This is a genomic window from Methylobacterium mesophilicum SR1.6/6 (genome assembly GCF_000364445.2).
Taxonomy (GTDB): Bacteria; Pseudomonadota; Alphaproteobacteria; order Rhizobiales; family Beijerinckiaceae; genus Methylobacterium; species Methylobacterium mesophilicum_A.
Genome location: NZ_CP043538.1, coordinates 1722277 through 1740357, shown reverse-complemented (window position 1 = coordinate 1740357; position 18081 = coordinate 1722277). Strand labels below are relative to the sequence as shown.

Annotated in this window: 16 protein-coding genes and 1 riboswitch; of the genes, 8 read left to right on the top strand and 8 right to left on the bottom strand. The window is 65.8% G+C overall.

Going from position 1 to position 18081, the window contains the following annotated elements:
* Window positions 1-11 precede the first annotated feature (11 nt).
* Entirely contained in the window at window positions 12-2198 is a 2187-nt protein-coding gene (locus MMSR116_RS08140) for a TonB-dependent siderophore receptor (RefSeq protein WP_158168625.1), read from the bottom strand.
* Between the two features lie 227 nt (window positions 2199-2425).
* Complete coding sequence (locus MMSR116_RS08135) at window positions 2426-3172, bottom strand: helix-turn-helix transcriptional regulator (RefSeq protein WP_158168623.1); 747 nt, start codon at window positions 3170-3172, stop codon at window positions 2426-2428.
* A 369-nt stretch (window positions 3173-3541) separates the two neighbouring features.
* Window positions 3542-3750: riboswitch (cobalamin riboswitch) on the top strand.
* 152 nt (window positions 3751-3902) lie between these two features.
* On the opposite strand from MMSR116_RS08135, the gene MMSR116_RS08130 reads away from it, so the two are divergent.
* The 7 genes from MMSR116_RS08130 (at window position 3903) to msrA (ending at window position 11108) form a co-directional block, all read left to right on the top strand.
* A complete protein-coding gene (locus MMSR116_RS08130; RefSeq protein WP_010685678.1) occupies window positions 3903-5840 on the top strand; it encodes a TonB-dependent receptor domain-containing protein in 1938 nt (645 codons plus the stop codon).
* An 8-nt stretch (window positions 5841-5848) separates the two neighbouring features.
* Complete coding sequence (locus MMSR116_RS08125) at window positions 5849-6682, top strand: ABC transporter substrate-binding protein (RefSeq protein WP_010685679.1); 834 nt, start codon at window positions 5849-5851, stop codon at window positions 6680-6682.
* On the top strand, window positions 6679-7725 hold the full coding sequence (locus MMSR116_RS08120) for a FecCD family ABC transporter permease (protein ID WP_010685680.1): 1047 nt from the start codon (window positions 6679-6681) through the stop codon (window positions 7723-7725). The genes MMSR116_RS08125 and MMSR116_RS08120 overlap by 4 nt, the downstream gene beginning before the upstream one ends.
* Window positions 7722-8537, top strand: a complete 816-nt coding sequence (locus MMSR116_RS08115) for an ABC transporter ATP-binding protein (RefSeq protein ID WP_010685681.1) — start codon at window positions 7722-7724, stop codon at window positions 8535-8537. The genes MMSR116_RS08120 and MMSR116_RS08115 overlap by 4 nt, the downstream gene beginning before the upstream one ends.
* The gene (locus MMSR116_RS08110) at window positions 8515-9480 is read left to right on the top strand and encodes a DUF6925 family protein (protein WP_010685682.1); all 966 of its coding nucleotides are present in this window, start codon (window positions 8515-8517) and stop codon (window positions 9478-9480) included. Before MMSR116_RS08115 ends, MMSR116_RS08110 begins: the two co-directional genes overlap by 23 nt.
* Window positions 9481-9491: 11 nt before the next feature.
* Window positions 9492-10022 (top strand): AAA family ATPase, encoded by a 531-nt coding sequence (locus MMSR116_RS08105; protein WP_010685683.1) that lies wholly within the window; start codon window positions 9492-9494, stop codon window positions 10020-10022.
* 567 nt (window positions 10023-10589) lie between these two features.
* Window positions 10590-11108, top strand: coding sequence for a peptide-methionine (S)-S-oxide reductase MsrA (msrA, locus tag MMSR116_RS08100; protein ID WP_010685684.1), 519 nt, complete (start codon window positions 10590-10592; stop codon window positions 11106-11108).
* A gap of 36 nt (window positions 11109-11144) precedes the next feature.
* Here the strand turns inward: msrA and MMSR116_RS32370 are convergent, their stop codons facing one another.
* From MMSR116_RS32370 to MMSR116_RS08080, 5 genes are all read right to left on the bottom strand, one after another.
* Window positions 11145-11615, bottom strand: coding sequence for an SDR family NAD(P)-dependent oxidoreductase (locus MMSR116_RS32370; protein WP_348529365.1), 471 nt, complete (start codon window positions 11613-11615; stop codon window positions 11145-11147).
* Window positions 11616-11638: 23 nt separating this feature from the next.
* On the bottom strand, window positions 11639-11950 hold the full coding sequence (locus tag MMSR116_RS32365; RefSeq protein ID WP_348529348.1) for an SDR family NAD(P)-dependent oxidoreductase: 312 nt from the start codon (window positions 11948-11950) through the stop codon (window positions 11639-11641).
* A gap of 230 nt (window positions 11951-12180) precedes the next feature.
* A complete protein-coding gene (locus tag MMSR116_RS08090; RefSeq protein WP_010685685.1) occupies window positions 12181-13068 on the bottom strand; it encodes an alpha/beta fold hydrolase in 888 nt (295 codons plus the stop codon).
* An 83-nt stretch (window positions 13069-13151) separates the two neighbouring features.
* Window positions 13152-13721 carry a type 1 glutamine amidotransferase domain-containing protein gene (locus MMSR116_RS08085; protein WP_010685686.1) on the bottom strand — a complete coding sequence of 190 codons (570 nt, stop codon included), beginning with the start codon at window positions 13719-13721 and terminating at the stop codon, window positions 13152-13154.
* Between the two features lie 39 nt (window positions 13722-13760).
* The gene (locus MMSR116_RS08080) at window positions 13761-14843 is read right to left on the bottom strand and encodes a catalase family protein (RefSeq protein ID WP_010685687.1); all 1083 of its coding nucleotides are present in this window, start codon (window positions 14841-14843) and stop codon (window positions 13761-13763) included.
* A 225-nt stretch (window positions 14844-15068) separates the two neighbouring features.
* On the opposite strand from MMSR116_RS08080, the gene MMSR116_RS08075 reads away from it, so the two are divergent.
* Window positions 15069-16142 carry a catalase family protein gene (locus MMSR116_RS08075; RefSeq protein ID WP_010685688.1) on the top strand — a complete coding sequence of 358 codons (1074 nt, stop codon included), beginning with the start codon at window positions 15069-15071 and terminating at the stop codon, window positions 16140-16142.
* A gap of 584 nt (window positions 16143-16726) precedes the next feature.
* Here the strand turns inward: MMSR116_RS08075 and MMSR116_RS08070 are convergent.
* Window positions 16727-17956 (bottom strand): hypothetical protein, encoded by a 1230-nt coding sequence (locus tag MMSR116_RS08070; RefSeq protein WP_158168621.1) that lies wholly within the window; start codon window positions 17954-17956, stop codon window positions 16727-16729.
* Between the last annotated feature and the right edge of the window lie 125 nt (window positions 17957-18081).

Below are 18081 nucleotides of genomic sequence, written 5' to 3'. Positions count from 1 at the left end.
AGCCCCGGCGCCTACCACCGGTAGCTCAGGCTCGCCAGCACCGTACGCGGATTGCCGTAGTAGCAGGACCCAAGGGTGTCGCAGGTGCCGACGTAGACTTTGTCGAAAAGGTTCGTGGCGTTGATCGCCAGGGTCGCCCCCGCCCAGGCCGGGTCCAGACGCGCGAGGTCGTAACGCAGCGTCGCGTCGAATAGGGTATAGGACGGAATGCGGATGGTGTTGGCTAGATCGCCGAGATGATCGCCGAAGAAGCGCACGCCGCCGCCGACGGTCAAGCCCAGCAGCGGGCCGGTCGAAAAGCTGTAGGTCGCGAATAGCGCGGCCTGATTGTACGGCGTCACCGGGATCCGCGAGCCGATCCGCGGCGCGGTCGGGCCGGTGCCGGTCCGCGTGATGCGGGCGTCGAGGTAGCTGTAGGCGGCGGCGATGTCGAAACCCTCGAAGGCGGTCACCCGTGCTTCGGCCTCGAACCCTTCCGCACGGACTCCGCCGACCTGAGCCTGGAAGCCGGAGGTCGTGGGCACCAAGACATTCTGCTGGTCGATTGAGAACCCGGCCAAGGTGAATAGGCTCGTAGTGCCGGGCGGCTGGTACTTCACGCCGCCCTCGATCTGATCGCCGGTGGTCGGCCGGAACGGCGTCGAGCCGGCGCCGAGCGCGGTCGGTGGGACGATGCCGTTGTAGCCGGTGCCGACCGCTGGCTGAAACAGCGTCGAATAGCTAACATAGGGGCTGATTCCGGCCTCGAACTCGTAGAGCAGCCCGGCACGGTAGGTGAAAGCGCGGTCGGTCTGCTCGATGCGCGTGTTGCCGACCTGCTGGAGCGTGGTGCTCCTCACGGTGTCGTGGCGTCCGCTCAGAAGCAGCACCCAGCGGTCGAGCCGGATCTGGTCCTGCGCATAGGCGCCGACCTGCTCCAGGTTCTGCCGGATGCGGGCCGTGATTGGCGGCAGCGGTTGAAAGCCGCGGTAGACCGGCGCGAAGACGTTCAGGCTCGTGGTCAGTGCGTTGCGGGTGGCGAACCCGAGATCGAAGGTGCGCACATCGAGGCCGAACAGGAGCGTATGCGCGAGCGGACCCGTCACCGCGTTCAGGACGAGCTGATTGTCCATCGTGAAGGCGTTGACGTTGTCGTCGAAACGCACGGCCCGGCGGGTGACGTTGCTGAAATCTGTGACTGCGCCGGCCGCGTTCGTCGGGAAGCCGAAGCCGCGCACCACCGGCAGGTCGACGTTGACACCGGAGTAGCGAAGGTTCTGCCGGAAGGTGACCGCTTCGTCGAAATGATGCTCGAACTGGTAGCCGATGCCGAACTGCTCGCGGCGGAAATTATCGTAGCCGGGCTCTCCGAGGAAGGTCGAGCGGCGGATGCGGCCGTTCGGGTTCGGGGTGAGCGTGCCCTGAGAGGGCAGAAACTGCAGGGACTTCGAGTCGTCTTTGATGTAGTAGCCGAGCACCGTGAGCTGCGTCGCCGCATTGGGCCGGAACGTGACGCTCGGTGCGATGAAGGCGCGATCGTCGTTCACGGTATCGACGATCGTGTCTGAGAGGCGGCCGAGACCGACGACGCGATAGAGCACCGTCTTCTCAGGATCGACCGGGCCGGTCACGTCGAAGGCACCCAAGAGCCGCCCGTAGCTGCCGCCCTGTACCAAAACCTCGCGGTAGGGCACGTCGAGGGGCTTCTTGCTGACGAAGTTGACGAGGCCGCCTGGCGGGGACTGCCCGTAGAGCACGGAGGCCGCCCCCTTGAGCACCTCCACGCGCTCGACCCCGTAAGTCTCGTAGCGGGACCACGCGTAGGTGCCTTTCGGCAGTTGCAGACCGTCAAGATACTCCGGTACGTCGAAGCCGCGCACCTTGATCCAGTCGTAGCGCGGATCGCCGCCGAAGCGCTCGACCTGCACACCGGCGGTGTAGCGCAGTGCCTCGCTCGGATTCTGTGCGCCGGTCGCCCGGATCTGGTCGGCTGTGACGACGCTGATCGACTGCGGCGTCTCGATCAGCGCAGTATCGGTCTTGGTGCCAGTGGCGCTACGCTTGGCTGTGAAGCCGCGTACCGGGCCATCCGCTCGCTCGCCGCTGGCACCGCCGACGCCCGGCGGACCAGATGCGGCGGCGCCTTCAGCCCCGACTACCGAAATCTCGCCGAGGGTGACCTGAGCCGGGGCGGGTTGCGCCGCAACGACTGCGACCATCGACGCAAACGCGCTCGCGGACACCATGTACAGCGAGCCCACTCGACAGATGATCCTGTACGTCCACATAAATTTCGAGCCCCGGGCGGCCGGTCGACCGCAGACGTCGCTGCTCCTTCACGGAGTCGTGAAGACCGTCATACGCTCCAGTCTCGCCCACAACAATGATCGATACTTTCGGAATAAGCATGATTCCGTTCGATCGAGTTTAGTGTTGTTCTAAGTTTTCAGATCGATGTGGTTCGTGCGGCGACCAAGGCGCTTGGTGGCATGCCGAAACGCTTCTTGAAGAGGGTCGCGAAGTGCGGGGCGGAATATCCGACGTTCTGGGCGACTTCACCGACGGTCGCCTTGCGGCTGGCGAGCATCCGGTAGGCCGATTGCAGACGCCGCTCCTGGAGGACGGCGTAGGGCGTCATGCCGTAGGTGATCCGGAAGCCACGGGTGAGCTTAGCCGGCGTCATTCCGACGCGCCGGGCTACCGCGTCGAAATCTGGTACGGAGTCGAGGCGTTCCAGGATTATTGCGCTAGCCGCCTCGACGCGGCCGCGATCCACGATCGTAAGCGTGCGAGTGAGCCCTACCGGCTCGGCCAATCCCTCAGCTTCGAACACGAGGGCGAGGAGTTCGAGGGCCTTAGCTGCTTGATACAGGGGCTGTCCCGCCGGGCCCGCTGCGGCAAGGATCTGCGACGCCACCGCCTGTATCGTCGCGTCGGCCGGACGCCCCTCGAAAACGAAACCACGCTCCACGGAGAGCTGCACCATCGCGGATGCGATGGTGCCTAGGCTCGTTTTGGCGTGGTCGGGATCGACTCGGACGTGAACGCTGCTTAGCGGCTGACCCGCCGAGACGGTCTGGTCCCTGACGAGTTCCCGCTCGGTGAAGCCGACGAGTAGCGCGGGAGCCTCGATCGCGATCGCGGGCAAGTCGTCAACCTGGAAGCTGGTTCGTCCGCGCAGGTAGACGACCACGCGTAGGCCCGTACCCACCGGTGCCGTCGTCCGGAATGTCTCCCCAAACGTAGTCTCGTTTGTGAAGACGCTCAGCCACCCACCGAGGTGATGGGCGACCGTGCTGGACGGGCGTTGAAAGACGTTATCCACTGACTCGGCAAAAGACATGTAGCCGAACTATAAATCGTAACTTGTTCGCAGTCGATAATCCGACAAAGATTTTAATTAGAACGATTACAATAAGTCAGGCTCTTTAGGTGCAGATACGCCGTGACACTCGGATAAGGCAATGATGTTTTAGGATTCATTCTTGCTGAAAGCTGTCAGAGTAAATAGATTCGGCTAGCTAAATGAATGGACGTTCGCATTGACTCACGAGCCCGTGAGGCATAGCTTGACAGTGACGGTTCCCCTCGGGGATCAAAAGGGAACGCGGTGAGATCACGCCCGTGAGGGCTCGGTCGATGCCGCGGCTGCCCCCGCAACTGTAAGCGGCGAGTCCTTCATCACGACGTCACTGGGCGCCCTCGCCCGGGAAGACGATGAGAGGGCGACGACCCGCGAGCCAGGAGACCTGCCGTCAGCCGTGGTCACACGCGGAGCTTGCCGGGCGGGGTGTCCTGGGAGGTGTCGCGGCGCCGTGGTTCCTTGGAGGACCCGACCGCCGAGGCCTTGTTCGCGGTGACGTGCCACAGCCGTCCCCCGAGGCCGTCCCGTGTCCTGTTCCGTTCCCTCCGCGCTCCAGCGCATGCTGGCGCTGTCCTGCGCCGCATCCACGCTGCTCGTCGCCGTTCCAGCCCGCGCGCAGCAGGTCGCCGCGCCCTTTGCCGATGCGCCGGGAGGCGCCCAGGCCGCGGTCTCCCTGTCCGAGATTTCGGTATCGGCCACCGGCGTACCGACGCCGATTGCCAACACAGGGTCGAGCGTCACCGTCCTGACTGAGCGCCTGCTTCAGGAACAGCAGCGCCGGACGGTGCCGGATGCTCTACAGCAGGTGCCCGGCCTCAACGTCGTCCAGACCGGCGGCGCCGGCGGCCAGACCTCGGTCTTCATCCGCGGCACCAACTCGAACCACGTGAAGGTCCAGATCGACGGCATCGACGTCAACGACCCTTCGACCCCGAACCGCGCCTTCGACTTCAGCCAGTTGCAGACCTACGACCTCTCCCGGATCGAGGTGCTGCGCGGCCCGCAGAGCGGCCTCTACGGGGCCGACGCTATCGGCGGCGTGATCTCTGTGGTCACCAAGCGCGGCGAGGGACCGGCCCGGGCGACGGCGACCGTCGAGGGCGGCTCGTTCGGCACCTTCAACCAGTTCGGCAACATCTCCGGCTCGGAGGGGATCTTCGACTACTCGGTCTCAGTCGGCCACATCCGGCAATCCGCCGTCCAGGTCACGCCGTTCGAGCTGCTACCCCGCGGCGTGCCGCTGCGGACCGCCTTCACCGACATCAAGACGGTCTCGACCAAGCTCGGGGCGCAACTCACCGACGAGTTCCGCCTGAACTACGTTCTACGCTTCTCCGACAGCGCCTATCTCGACCAAGCCGACGGCGGCTTCCCATACGTGCCGCTGCCGTACCGGAACCTCAACGACCAGCAGCAGCTGATCATGAGGGGCGAGGCCGAATGGACGCCGGTGCCGGGCTTCCACAATGTCTTCGGGGCGAACTACTCGAAGTTCGACCGCCTGTTCGCCGGCCCGCTGGATCCACTCGCGCCGCCGACGCCCACCACCTACCTCGGCGAGCGAACCCGGTTCGATTACCGCGGCGATTGGCAATTCTCGCCCGGCAACCTCGTGCTGTTCGGGGCCCAGCGCGAGGACGAGCGCTTCGAGACGACCGGCATCGACCGGTCCAACGGCAACACCGCCGGCTTCGCCGAGCTTCAGACGACGCCCTTCGCGGGAGCTGCGCTGGTGGCCAACATCCGCCACGACGCGAACGATCAGTTCGGCGGCGCGACCACCTTCCGGGTGGCGCCGAGCTACATCGTGCCCGGCACCGAGACCCGCCTGAAGGGCAGCGTCGGCACCGGCTTCAAGCCGCCGACCCTGAGCCAGCTCTATCAGGACTACCCGGGCTTCCGCTTCTTCGGGAACCCGAACCTACGGCCGGAGGAGAGCTTCGGGTTCGACGGCGGCTTCGAACAGCCGTTGTTCGACGGGTTCATGACCGTCGGCACGACCTACTTCCAGACCGACTTCAAGAACCTGATCCAGACGGCCTACTACCCGACCTTCTCCACCAACGTGAACGTCGGTCGGGCGACTGCCTACGGCACCGAGAGCTTCGTCGCCCTGCGCTTCAACGAGTTCTGGAGCGGGCGGCTGGACTGGACCACCACGGTGACGAAGGACGAGATCGCCCATCAGGAGCTGTTGCGCCGGCCACGCAATAAGGTCAGCGCCACCGCGATCTGGAACCTGATGCCGGGCTTGACCATGACTGGCACGCTCATCGTGCTGGGGTCGTTCGTGGACGGAAACAGGGACTTCTCCGTGCCGCGCCTGAAGGCCCCCGGCTTCACGCTGGTGAACCTCTCGGTCAACTACGCCTGGAGCGAGACACTCACGGTGTTCGGGCGGATCGATAACCTGTTCGACCAGCGCTACCAGAACCCGACCGGCTTCCAGGGGCCGGGGCTCGCCGTCTACGGCGGCGTCCGCGTGTCGTCGTTCTGAGGTCGCGGATGCCGTCGCGCCTCGCGATCGCCCTCGCGGTCATCCTGTCCTCCGGGCCCGTGGGCGCGGCGGGGGCACCCATGCGGGTAGTCTCGATGAACCTGTGCGCCGACGAGCTGGTCCTGCGGCTGGCGGACCGCGATCAGGTGCTAGCCGTCACCTACCTCGCCCGTGACCCGCGCGGGTCGACGGTCGCGAGCGAGGCGGTCGGGCTGCCGGTGACGCGGGGGCTCACCGAGGAGGTCGTCGCGTTGAAGCCCGACCTCGTCATCGCCGGTGCCTTCACGACGCGCACGACGGTGGGCATGCTCAAGCGCGTCGGCGCCCCCGTGCTCGAACTCGGCGTGCCGGCCGACCTCGACGGCGTCCGCGCCCAGATCCGGCAGGTCGCGGCGGTGCTCGGCCATCCCGAGCGGGGCGAGGTGATGGTCGCATCGCTCGATGCACGTCTCGCCGCCATCGTGCCGGCTACGCGGCCCCTTCGCGCGCTCGTAATGCGCCCGAACGCCTTCACGGTCGCGCCCGGCGGGCTCGGAGACGCGCTGATCCGCGCCGCCGGCCTCGTCAATGTCTCGGCCGAGATCGGGCGTGACCGCTTCGGGCAGGTGCCCCTCGAAGCGGCGGCGCTGGCAAACCCGGACCTGATTGTCGTCAACGAGGGTGCGCCGGGCTGGCCATCCTTGGCCGATACCCTCCTGCACCATCCCGTCTTTCAAACCCTCGCGCGAGCGCACCGGACGGTCGACATTCCAAACCGCTTCTGGACCTGTCCGGGGCCGCAGGTCGCTGAGGTTGTGGCACGTCTCGCCGAGGCGGCAAACGCGCGGGTATCCCGGCCATGAACGCGCCCGTCACCGCGCTGCGTCCTCCGGTGTCCCGATACTTCGGAACGCCACGTGCCCGGCGAGCCGTCGTCGGCATCCTCGGTCTCGCCACCGTCGCACTGACGCTCGCCTCCATCGTCATCGGCTACGCGCCCTTCGACGTGCCCGCCGCCTTCTCGGACCTCGTCGCCGGTCGCACGACGCTTCCGGCCCTGGTCCTGTGGGAGCTTCGCATTCCGCGCGCCCTGCTTGGCAGCCTCGTCGGGTTCAGCCTCGGCCTGACCGGCGCCGTGATGCAGGGCTACCTGCGCAACCCGCTTGCGGACCCGGGCATCTTGGGTATCTCATCTGCGGCGGCGCTCGGCGCGGTCATCGTCTTCTACGGCCGGTTCGCTGCCACCATGGGCCTCGCCCTGCCACTCGGCGGCATCGCGGGCGCCGGCGTCGCCGCGCTCCTCCTGAACGCGCTCGCCGCCCGGGGCAGCAGCACCCTTGGGCTGATCCTTGCAGGAGTCGGGCTGTCGAGCCTAGCCGGGGCACTGACTGCGCTGGCGCTGAACCTGTCGCCGAACCCCTACGCGGCCCTGGAGATCGTGTTCTGGCTGATGGGCTCGCTCAGCGACCGCAGCCTGGACCACGTGCTTCTATGCCTGCCGCTGATGGCTATCGGCTGGGCCCTCATGCTGTCGACCGGCTCCGCCCTCGACGCCCTGACGCTCGGCGAGGACACCGCCGCGAGCCTCGGGGTCGGCCTGGTCTCCGTGCGCCTGCGTCTCGTCACCGGTGCGGCCCTGGCCGTCGGCAGCGGGGTCGCGGTGTCCGGCGCCATCGGTTTCGTCGGCCTCGTCGTGCCGCATCTGATGCGGCCCCTCGTCGGTGCCCGTCCCAGCGCGTGCCTGCTGCCGAGCGGCCTCGCGGGGGCGGTCCTGGTCCTCGCGGCGGATATCGGTGTGCGCCTGCTCGCCACTCGGCCGGAACTCAAGCTCGGCGTGGTGACCGCTTTGGTCGGGGCGCCGTTCCTGATCGTGCTGCTCCTGCGCAGTCGCGGGAGGCGGGCATGAGCCTCGGCTTGCACGACGCCCAGGTAACGCTGGAAGGCCGGCCCATCCTTTCGGATATCGGTCTGACCCTGAAGCCCGGCCGCTTCGTCGGGCTGGTTGGCCCGAACGGAGCCGGCAAGACCACGCTCCTTCGCGTCCTGGCGGGGCTGATTACCCCGAACCGGGGGCTGGTCACCCTCGAAGGCCGTCTGCTTTCCGGCATGGGCCGCGAGGAACGGGCCCGCCGCATCGCCGCCCTGTTCCAGGGGGCCGGGGTCGGCTGGCCGATGACGGTTCGCGAGATCGTGGCGCTCGGCCGACTGCCGCACCGCCGGGCCTTCGCATCTCCGACCGAGGCCGACGAAGCCGCGGTTGAACGGGCGATGGTGCGCACCGACATCCTCCACCTCGCTGACCGAGCCGAGCCGACCCTGTCCTCCGGCGAGCGCATGCGCGCGCTGCTCGCTCGTGCGCTTGCGGTCGAAGCGCCGTGGCTTCTCGTCGACGAGCCGGTCACGGCCCTCGACTCGGCGCACCAGCTCGACGCCATGGCGCTGCTCCGGGCCACCGCGCGGGACGGCACCGGTGTCGTCGCCGTGCTGCACGATCTGACGCTCGCGGCCCGGTTCTGCGACCGCATCGTCGTGCTGGCCGGTGGCCGCCTCGTTGCCGACGGTACCCCGGAGGAGGCCCCGACCGACGTCCTGCTCGCCAGGGCGTTCGGGGTCACGGCCGAGCGGGGCTGGGCTTCGGACGGATCCCGATACATCCTGCCCTGGGCGCGGTCCGGGGCTCAGACGGAGGAACGCGATGACGTCACCATCACGAACTGACGCGGTCACGATCCTGCTGCGCGAGGCATTGGCCGACCCCGGTACCGCCTGGAGCCTCGGCAGCTTCGGGGCCATTGCGGAATTCATGCGCGATCCCGACGAGGCCACGTCGCCACTTCCGGACGGGCGCATGGGTCTGGCGACGGAGCGGGGCGCCATCGCGCTCGCTCTCAGTCCCGACCTGCGCCCGGTGGCCTACGAGACCGCCGTCGCGACCGGCTGGAACCACGCCGTCGCCCTTTGCCTGCCCGAGGCGAGTTGCGCGATGAACCGGCGCGGCGTGGTGACGGAGCTCGGCCCAGACCGGGACGCCGCCCGCGAACGGGACTGCGACGCCATCCTGTTCGACCTCGGCCTAGGTCTCCTGGCGGTCGATGCCTGCGTGCGCACGAGCGACCCGGAGGCCATCGCCTGTCTTCGGTCCGGCGTTGGGCTTCCCCTGTTCGACCCTGCGAGCCCCATCGGCCGCCAACTCGTCGCGCTGAGCCCCCACCGGGTGTTCCTCGCCCGGATTGGCCGCATCGAAGTCTATGCCCCGATCCCGGGGCCTGGCGGCACCAGCCCGGAGGGTCCTCATACCCATGTCTTGCCCAAGCTCCTGCGCGGCGGCCGCACGCACGCGGCGACCACCCCGATCCCGGCGGGCTGGGTCCCCTGTGCCGGCATTCATCCAGCGCACCCCTACAAGGACATGAAGGGTCAACGGATCGCCTTCGACGTCGCCCGGCACGACGCCTTCCAGGACATCCTCGACCGTTGGGGAGACCCGGACCTGATCACAGCCAAGCGCGGCAGGGATCTCGGCCCGGACAGCCTCGTGTCGAACCGCCACGCGCAGGCTGCCCGCCGTGTCGCCGAGGTCCAGGCGCGCTACCTGCGCGGTGAGACCGTCGAGGCCGACCCAGAGCTCGACGAGGACGAGGACGCCGCCGACCATGCCTGACCCAGCGCTCCATGGACGTTGAGGCACTCCCGCGCCGGCAGAGGGTGGTGGGGCTGATCGGATGCCCCGGCGCGGGCAAAACGACTTACGCGCGCCGCTACGATCCGCTCCAGGGCTGGGTGCACCTCACCTTGGACGACCTACGCCAGACATTCTGGCCGCCGGACCGTCAGGTCTACTGGCAGGTCCGGCGGACGGGCTGGGACGAGGAAGCTCGCGGGCTCCTCCACGGCGTGAAGGTCGCCGCCCTGGACGCAGCCCTGGCGGCTGGGTTCAGCGTGGTGATGGCCGACACCCACCTTACCCGGGAGGTGTTCGAGGCCGAGCTTGAGGTTATCGAGCGATACGGTCTCTCGGTAGAATGGAAAGTGTTCGACCTATCCTGGGAAATGCTCCTAGCTCGCAACGAGGCCCGCGGCGGGATCGACCTGTCACATCGTCAGCCGGAGACCATCCTGCGGTTAGCCTACGACGCGTTCCGCTCGCCGGACGCTTGGTGGCGCTTCCTCCCATCGCGTCAGGTCGAGTTCATCGACCTTTGAACGGCGCCCACCGTGGTGGACTGCAAATCGGCCACAACGCCATCGCAGAGGTGCTACTCGAACGTCCGCTTATCGGATGCTGTCGCGCTCGGACGAGCGGCGGCAATGGGCGCCGAGCCGAACGTCCGGTCCTGTGCGGGCCGGCGATCCGTTGTGACGTAGTCTGGCTAAAATCGGCTGCCCTGCCTCTAAGAAGGCTTTCCAGAGGAGCCGACGGTTCGTCATAGTCCCGGGCCAGCCGTTCTGACAGCCATTCCCGTTGCCCAGATCCTGCACCTCGTCGAGCCGAAGCCTTTCCGGAACCGCTCAGGCGTTTCTGCAGGAAGTCCGTCAACGGCATCCGCTCGATCACCGGCTGTTAGTTTCGCGCGGCCATTCAGTCGTTCAGTGCCACCCTGACGTCGCTGAACGAACCTCTCCTGGACGCCGCTGGAAGGAAGCCGCTGGAAGGAAGACGTGCTTCCGGCGGCGCCTCGTTTGTGCAGGTACGGCGTTAGGCCACCGGGCGAGGCGTCCTTCGTATCCCCATATCCGTGAGACGCGCAAAACGACTCACGAGGAGCTACAATGAGAACCGAGAGGGCTGTGTTGGCCGGCGGGTGCTTCTGGGGCATGCAGGACTTGATCCGGCGCCAGGAGGGCGTGGTGTCGACCCGCGTCGGCTACACTGGCGGCGACGTGCCGAACGCGACCTATCGCAACCACGGCAGTCACGCCGAGGCCATTGAGATCGTCTACGACCCGACTCGGACGAGCTTCCGGCGCATGCTGGAGTTCTTCTTCCAGATCCACGACCCGACCACACCGAACCGGCAGGGCAACGACCGGGGCATGAGCTACCGCTCTGCCATCTACTACGCCGACGATGACCAGCGCCGTATGGCGGAAGAGACCATCGCCGATGTCGACGCCGCGGGTCTCTGGCCGGGCAAAGTCGTGACCGAGGTGGCGCCGGCCGGGCCGTTCTGGGAGGCCGAGCCGGAGCATCAGGATTACCTGCAGCGTATCCCCAACGGGTACACCTGCCACTTCATCAGACCGGATTGGGTGCTGCCCTCGCGCTCTCGCGCGACGCAGAACGAGTAAGCATGCCCGGGCTGGAACGCTGGAGTAGCCGGCGTCTCAGGTTCCCATGGTCATGACGGAGCCGCCGTCAACCCGCAGGAACTTGCCGGTGATGAAGCTGGCGTGTTCCGAGCAAAGAAACGTGACCGCGGCGGCGACCTCCTCAGCCTTGCCGCGGCGCTTGGCGACGATGCCGGGACGCTCTTCGTCCAGCGTCTGCTGGACGGCCTCGTCGAAGGAGAGGCCCTTCTCCTTCGACTTCTTCTCCATCTGCGCGTCCGTCATCGGCGTAGCGATGAAAGCTGGTCCGACCGCGTTCACGAGCACGCCGTCCGGCCCGTAGGCCTTGGACAGTCCCTTGGCGAGGTTCAGGACACCCGCCTTGGCGGCAGCATACGGCAGTTCTTCCATGTAGGGCTGCACCGCGTCCTCAGACGAGAACAGCACGACGCGGCCCCAGCCCGCCTTGCGCATGTGCGGGATGAAGGCCCTGGTCGCACGCACGCAGGCCATGAGGTCGGTCTGGATCGCCTCCAGCCAGTCGTCGTCTGTCAGTTCCAGGAAGTCCCCGACGCGCCGGTGATGCCGGCGGCGCAGACGAGGATAGTCGGCTTGTCGTCGAAGGCCATGTTGGCGAAGGCGGCGAGCACCTCGATCCCCTTGGCCGTGCTCAGGTCCGCCTCCACGGCACGGACCTGACCCAGGGCCGACAACTCCGCGGCGGTCGCCTGCAACTCGGGGCCCTCCTTGTCGGTCAGGACGACGTGGACGCCCTCGCGCAGCAGATGCTCGGCGATCGAGCGGCCCATACCTGACTTGGCCCCCGTCACGACCGCGACCCGATCGCTGATGCCAAGATCCATGTGTATCTTTCTGCCACCGTTCGAGGGGTCGTCCCAGGTCGCGCCGGTCGCGATCTATGAGAAGCCGGCCATTTTCATGAGAGTTCCGTGGCGGCTCGCCCGTTGCAGTGCATCGAGGCGGTGGCAGCTGGGCGTCTGCGTTCTCACTCATCCGCGCCGAAGCGGAAATGGTGGTGGTCCGCCCCAGCGGCCGGCCAACACCCTCAGGAGGCTATCTCGACGGGCCAGCGTCAGCCCACGCCAAGGAACTCGAGGATCTCCTCTGTGAGCCCTTCCGCGTTCTCCTCAGGTATCCAATGGTTCGACCGCTCGACCGTCCGGAACGTCACATCTTTGGCGACCTCTTGCATCATCGCCTCGGTGAAGGGCGCGAAAGCGCTCGCCACGCCGGCCAGGGCTAAGATCGGCAGCTTGAGCTTGCCGCCTAGCTCAACGTCGGCCCGGTTGCGGGCATCGTCAGCCGGGAAGGCGCGGTAGAGCTCGAAGCCAGCTCGCATGGCACCAGGGCGCGAGAAGGCGCGCACGTAACGCTGGATGGCATCCGGTCCGATGGCGTCGGTATCGTAGGCGAGGTCCTGGTAGAAGCGCTCCAGGTAGAGTTGTTCGCGGCCCGCGGTGAGGAGTTCCGGGATGTCCGGGGCGCGGTGAAACTGGAAATGCCAGAGGCGGTCCGTATCACCCAGCGCCGTCGCGTACGCATCGGTCCCCGGCAGGGGAGCTTCCATCACCACCAGTCGCTCGGTCTGGTCGGCGAAGCGGCGCGCGAAAGCGTAAGCCACCATCATGCCGATGTCGTGCCCAACCATCGTCACGGGACCGGTGACGCCCATGTGTCCGTAGAGCAGGGCATGGAGGTCGCCGGCCATGGTGTGCTTGTCGTAACCGCCCGAAGGTTTTGAAGAGCCGCCGGCACCGCGATAGTCAGGCATCACGACACGTAAGCCTGCCTGGGCGAGGAGCGGGATGACCCGGCGCCACGCGTAGGCGGTCTGCGGGTAGCCGTGGACGAGCACGACGATGCGCCCGCCCACGCCGGCGACGCCATAGCGCAGTCGCATGCCGGGCTCGATCTCGGCGGAGTCCCACTCGACCGAGACCCCGTCCCATATCTCTTGCATCAGCACTTATCCCATTTGTCATCACGCGGCCCGTGAACCGCACCGGAAGGGCCTTGCGCCGTTCCTATGTGCCGATGCGTGGGTCAGGCGCTGCGAGCCTGTTCGGGATGACGGCCTTCCGCGAACGCCTCGACGATCTTGGCGCAGAACGCCGGCAGGTCCTTGGGGTTGCGGCTGGTGACGAGGCCCTTATCGACCACCACATCCACATCGACCCATTCCCCACCCGCGTTGCGGATGTCGGTCTTCACGGTCGGGAACGAGGTGAGTTTGCGGCCCTTCACGACGTCGGCCTCAATCAGCGTCCAAGGTCCGTGGCAGATGACGCCGACCGGCTTGCCCTGCTCGAAGAAGTCCCGGACGAAGCCGATCACGGCCTCGCTGCCCCGAAGCTTGTCGGCGCCGACGCTGCCGCCAGGGATGACGAGCCCGTCGAAGTTGGAGGCGGACACGCCGTCGATGGCCTTGTCGACCGGGTATGTCCCGGCGGCGTCGAGATCATTGTTGACCGTCTCGGCCTCGCCGGTTTGAAGCCCGACCACCGTGACGGTCGCGCCGGCCGCGATCAGCGCCTCACGGGGCTTGGTGAACTCCGGCTCCTCCGTCCCCCGAGGGGCGATCAGGATGGCGATGGTCTTGCCCTGAAGGGTCATGGTTAGCTCCTCTGTGCGCGATGATGCGGATGAATGGGGTCAGGCCGGGATGCTCTCGGGCGAGGCGGTGTTTTCGGCGGTCACGCCGTTCTCGCGGTGGCGGAAATCGCTCAGCGCCCGGTAGACCTGGAGCCGCGCCCGCATCACCGAACCGAGCGGACGGTGCGCCGCGAGGCTGTGCGCGGGGCGGAAAGTCATGACCTCGTCGAAGTAGCGGACCCGGTCCGACCCGTAGGCGTCCTGGCGGGGCAGGCGGAGCGTGGCCACAGTGCGGTACGGGCTGACCGAGACCGGCCAGTCGATTGAGGCGTCCTCGATCGGTTGCCGCTCGGCATCAGCCCAAAGTTGCGCCTTCAAGTCGAATACCACGTCGTTGTCCCGGAAGAACGCGACTGTGGCGTGCCGGAAGCCGTCCTCGTCTAGGTGCGGGTCGAGGCGCCATTCGGAGAGCGAGCGCTGGGCGTCGGTGGCGGGCACGGCGCCGAGCTTGGCCACGTAGTCGCCGAAGCGCACGGGCGCTTGGCTGAAGTAGCTGTCGGCGAGCGGGTGGCTGTATGGGTGGCCGAAGAAGTCGGCCATGGCACTCTCGGTCCCGAAGGCGTGCAGGACCCGGTTGAGGTTGCGCGCGGTGGCGGAGACGGCGCTCTTCAAGGCCTCGGGCATGCCGGTCGACTTGCCGATGATGGTTCCGTCGCGCAGGAAGCCGGCCGCCGTGCCGGACGGGAAGGTCGTGCCGGTGGCGAGCACGAAGTCCTGAGTATCCGCATCGTGGCCAGGCAGCTTTTCGCCCGGCACGTCGAATACCTTGATCGACATGCCGCGGTGGGTTGAAACCCGGTCACCGAGGGTCTCACCCGGACCCTGGGCGAAGCGCACGGCCACCCTGTGCGTACCCGGACGGCCGAATAGCCCCTGTGCGAGTTCCGGCGGCAGGCCCTCCGGAATGGTCAGTTCCCCCGTCACGCAGGCAGAGCTCTTCGCGTGGCTCGCGCGAACTGCGTGATGCTCGCGCTTCTCGACCGTCTGCGACTGCTGGGTCATGCCCTGGATGATGCCGTCGATGGTCGCCTGCTCGTCCGGCGCCGGCCGCTCGATGTCGGGCGCGTAGCGAAGGTAGGTCATGCCGGTCTCTCCGTTGCAGCTCGGTCGACGGAAAAGCCGAACGCGTGCCGTTACCGCCCCGCCTCTAGTTCGCGGGACCGCAAGCCCAGGCGGGCTCGCTTTTGGACAAGCACCCCCGCTACCCGACGTTCCCGAGCTCGTTCGCGAGCGATTGACTTGGACGCAATCCGGAACGTCGGCCACTCCGCCAAGTTCTGTCCGGAGTTGATTGAAGGACGCCTGACCTTGCACGCACCTGTCCGTTACAGCCGCGACATCGAAAGCGTCAGGCCCGACGAGGATAAGACCATTGCCGGGTTGAACGAGACTTTCGACACAATCCTGGAGAGGGTCGCGACGGATTCCGGACACGCAGTGCGCTCGGTCCACGCCAAGGCACACGGCATCTTGGAGGGTATCCTGGAGGTCGAGGCCGACCTTCCGCCTGAGCTCGCGCAGGGATTGTTCGCGACGCCGGGCAAGCACAAGGTCTACATGCGGCTGTCGACCAACGCGGGCGACATCCTGCCCGACGCGGTCACCCTGCCGCGCGGCCTCGCCCTCAAGGTCCTCGACGTGCCGGGCGAGCGCCTGCTCGACGCCGAAGGCACGACCCAGAACTTCATCATGGTCAACGGGCCTGTCTTCCAGGCTCAGAACGCCGAGAAATTCCTGGGCAGCTTGAAGCTGCTCGCCGGCACCACGGATCGGGCCGAGGGGCTGAAGGTCTTCGCCTCGACGGTTCTGAGAGGCGTCAACAAGGCACTGCAGGCAGTCGGCGTCGAGAGCCCGACCATCGGCTCGCTCGGCGGCGCGCCGAACGTCGATCCGCTCGGCGAGACCTACTACAGCGTTACTCCGTTCAGGTACGGCGACTACATCGCCAAGTTCTCTATTGTGCCGGTCTCCCCAGGTTTGACCGACCTGACCGGCAACGAGATCGACGCCTCCGGTCGCCCGAACGCGATCCGCGAGACGGTGCGGTCCGAGATGCGCCACATAGAGGGCGTGTGGGAGTTCCGGGTGCAGCTGTGCCGCGACTTGGCGCGCCAGCCGGTCGAGGATCCCACGGTGGAATGGAAGGAGGACGAGGCGCCCTTCCTAAAGGTCGCGACGATCCGGGTCCGCCGGCAGGACAGTTGGGAGCCCGGGCGTGTCGACACCGTCGACGAGCGCATGCGGTTTAGCGTCTGGACCGGGCTCGAAGCCCACAGGCCGCTTGGCAATATAAACCGCGCGCGCAACGCACCCTACAAGCACTCGGCGGAGTTCCGCCAACGCTTCAACGGCTGCCCGATCCACGAGCCCGCGAGTCGTTGAGCGTTGCTTTGAGGAACACACTCGAAGATCTCGAGGGGTAAGGCACTTCTGATCGCCTTCTCGTACGTCCCCCTTCTGTGCAGCCATCCTGCTCGCCGTAGAGGCACAGAAGGTCATTGAGTTGTGGCTCGTCCGGACCCGCCGGGGGAGACGCCGCAGGCCAGACGGAGATGGTCTCGATGGTCGGGGAGAAGGTCGTGGCCACGATGGAGGCCGCCAACACGCTGATGGCGGGGCACCAACGGCGACGTCATCGCACGCACTGAGAGCGCGTCGCGGACATGTCCGCTTCAGGGGCTGACCGATGACGTGCCGGGTGACTGGAATGGGCGCAAAGCCGAAGGTCCAGTTTCTGACCGGGACCTGAGGTCTGCTTCTGGTCCGATTGAGACTTACAGTCAGGATCATTGCCAGCAGAACCGCACCACCAGTTCTATACGGATCGATCTGTCGACGCAGATGCGAAAACCGTCCCGGAGTTCGACCGGGGCGGCTTAGCCTACTGGCACCCGATGCAGTGGATCAGCGTGAACACCAGGACCATCAAGTCGGGTACAATCCACAACACCAAACCGAAGTTTTACTCAGAGCAGGGGCGCCCGTTTCTTATAGTCTTCGTATCTAAGGCCATGGCCAGGATAGTGACACGTGGAATACCAGTTCCTTATAAGCAATACGACTTCGGGAGACCAGTCCTCCGATCCATGCAGATAAGCCTTGATATGATTGGCAAGTGCCTCGGCGCGCCCGCGCAGATGTTCCCGTAAGAGCACGTCATCTTCACAGTCGAATGGCGCATCAGGGCGGCTGAGGGTCAATTTTGCCCAATCGCACAGCTCATCGTGGCCGAACCAAGACAACGGCAGAATTATTGGCTGGTGATCATGCCCGAAGAACGCGTTTTCGCGCATGCCAGCCACAAGCATCCTGGTCAATTGACGCTCGACCGGCGTTCGAAAGCAATGCTGCTTGCGCAGAAATGCCACACACGATGCGCCGTCAGGCGCCCAAATGGGACGCTCGTACGGATCCGTCTCTTTATCGTACCGTTTCAGATCTTGCCGGCCTGTACTGCCTAATACGTTTTCCAGATGGTCGTGGACGTCGACGACGACGCCTTCGAGAACCAGATATACGGCAAGCTTACGATCTAAAGATTGGCAAAATTCGACAAACGCGTTTCGTATCCATGTGAGATAAGCGGGACCAGCGTCTGCCGCTCTACGCAAATCTTCAAACTGAACGTAGTCCGCCATAGATGCAAGCAGAGCACGAGCAGATTTTGTCGGAGCTGGCTGAGGCCAATCATGAGCCTGAATCAGCAGAAGCGCCAGTGGATGGTACCGGTCTTCACAGGAAACGAAGGCGCCGCTCCGAACAATCCCGACAGTGCAGTACTCACAGCCGAACCCAGTCGCTATGAAAGTACCTTCCAGGCTCGGATGGTGTTGCGCAAAAAAATCAACGATGGAGAAGATTGACGGATCGTCCGTCACAAAGGCGCAGTCATAGGTGGCATCATCGAGCAACGCTTCGCGAAATGCCCAGGTATCCCGTTGCGTCCGCCAGTATGAACTCAGCCAGCCACACCATTCTGCATCGTCGGCGGCCAAGTCAGTGATTGCATGTGTCTGATCGGAAGGGTCCCCATCAGCTACCGTCTTATCGAACAGGTTCCGTACAGGCTCGTCACAATCGAGGCTCACGGGTCGATTGGGCTCATCGTTGAAGACACGGCTGCATTCGTTTTGAAAACGAGCGATCTCGCCAGGAGGACCGGAGAGGGTGAAGCGGCAAGTGTATACGTCGCGCATGTCGAAATACCAATAAGCAATGAAATAGTGATTGTCTGATAGCAGTTGTGCAGGTGCTTTTGCTCACCAGCGATCACTGGCGTGATAACGATGCGATTGTTATCAATGGCATCGTCCTCCGTGGA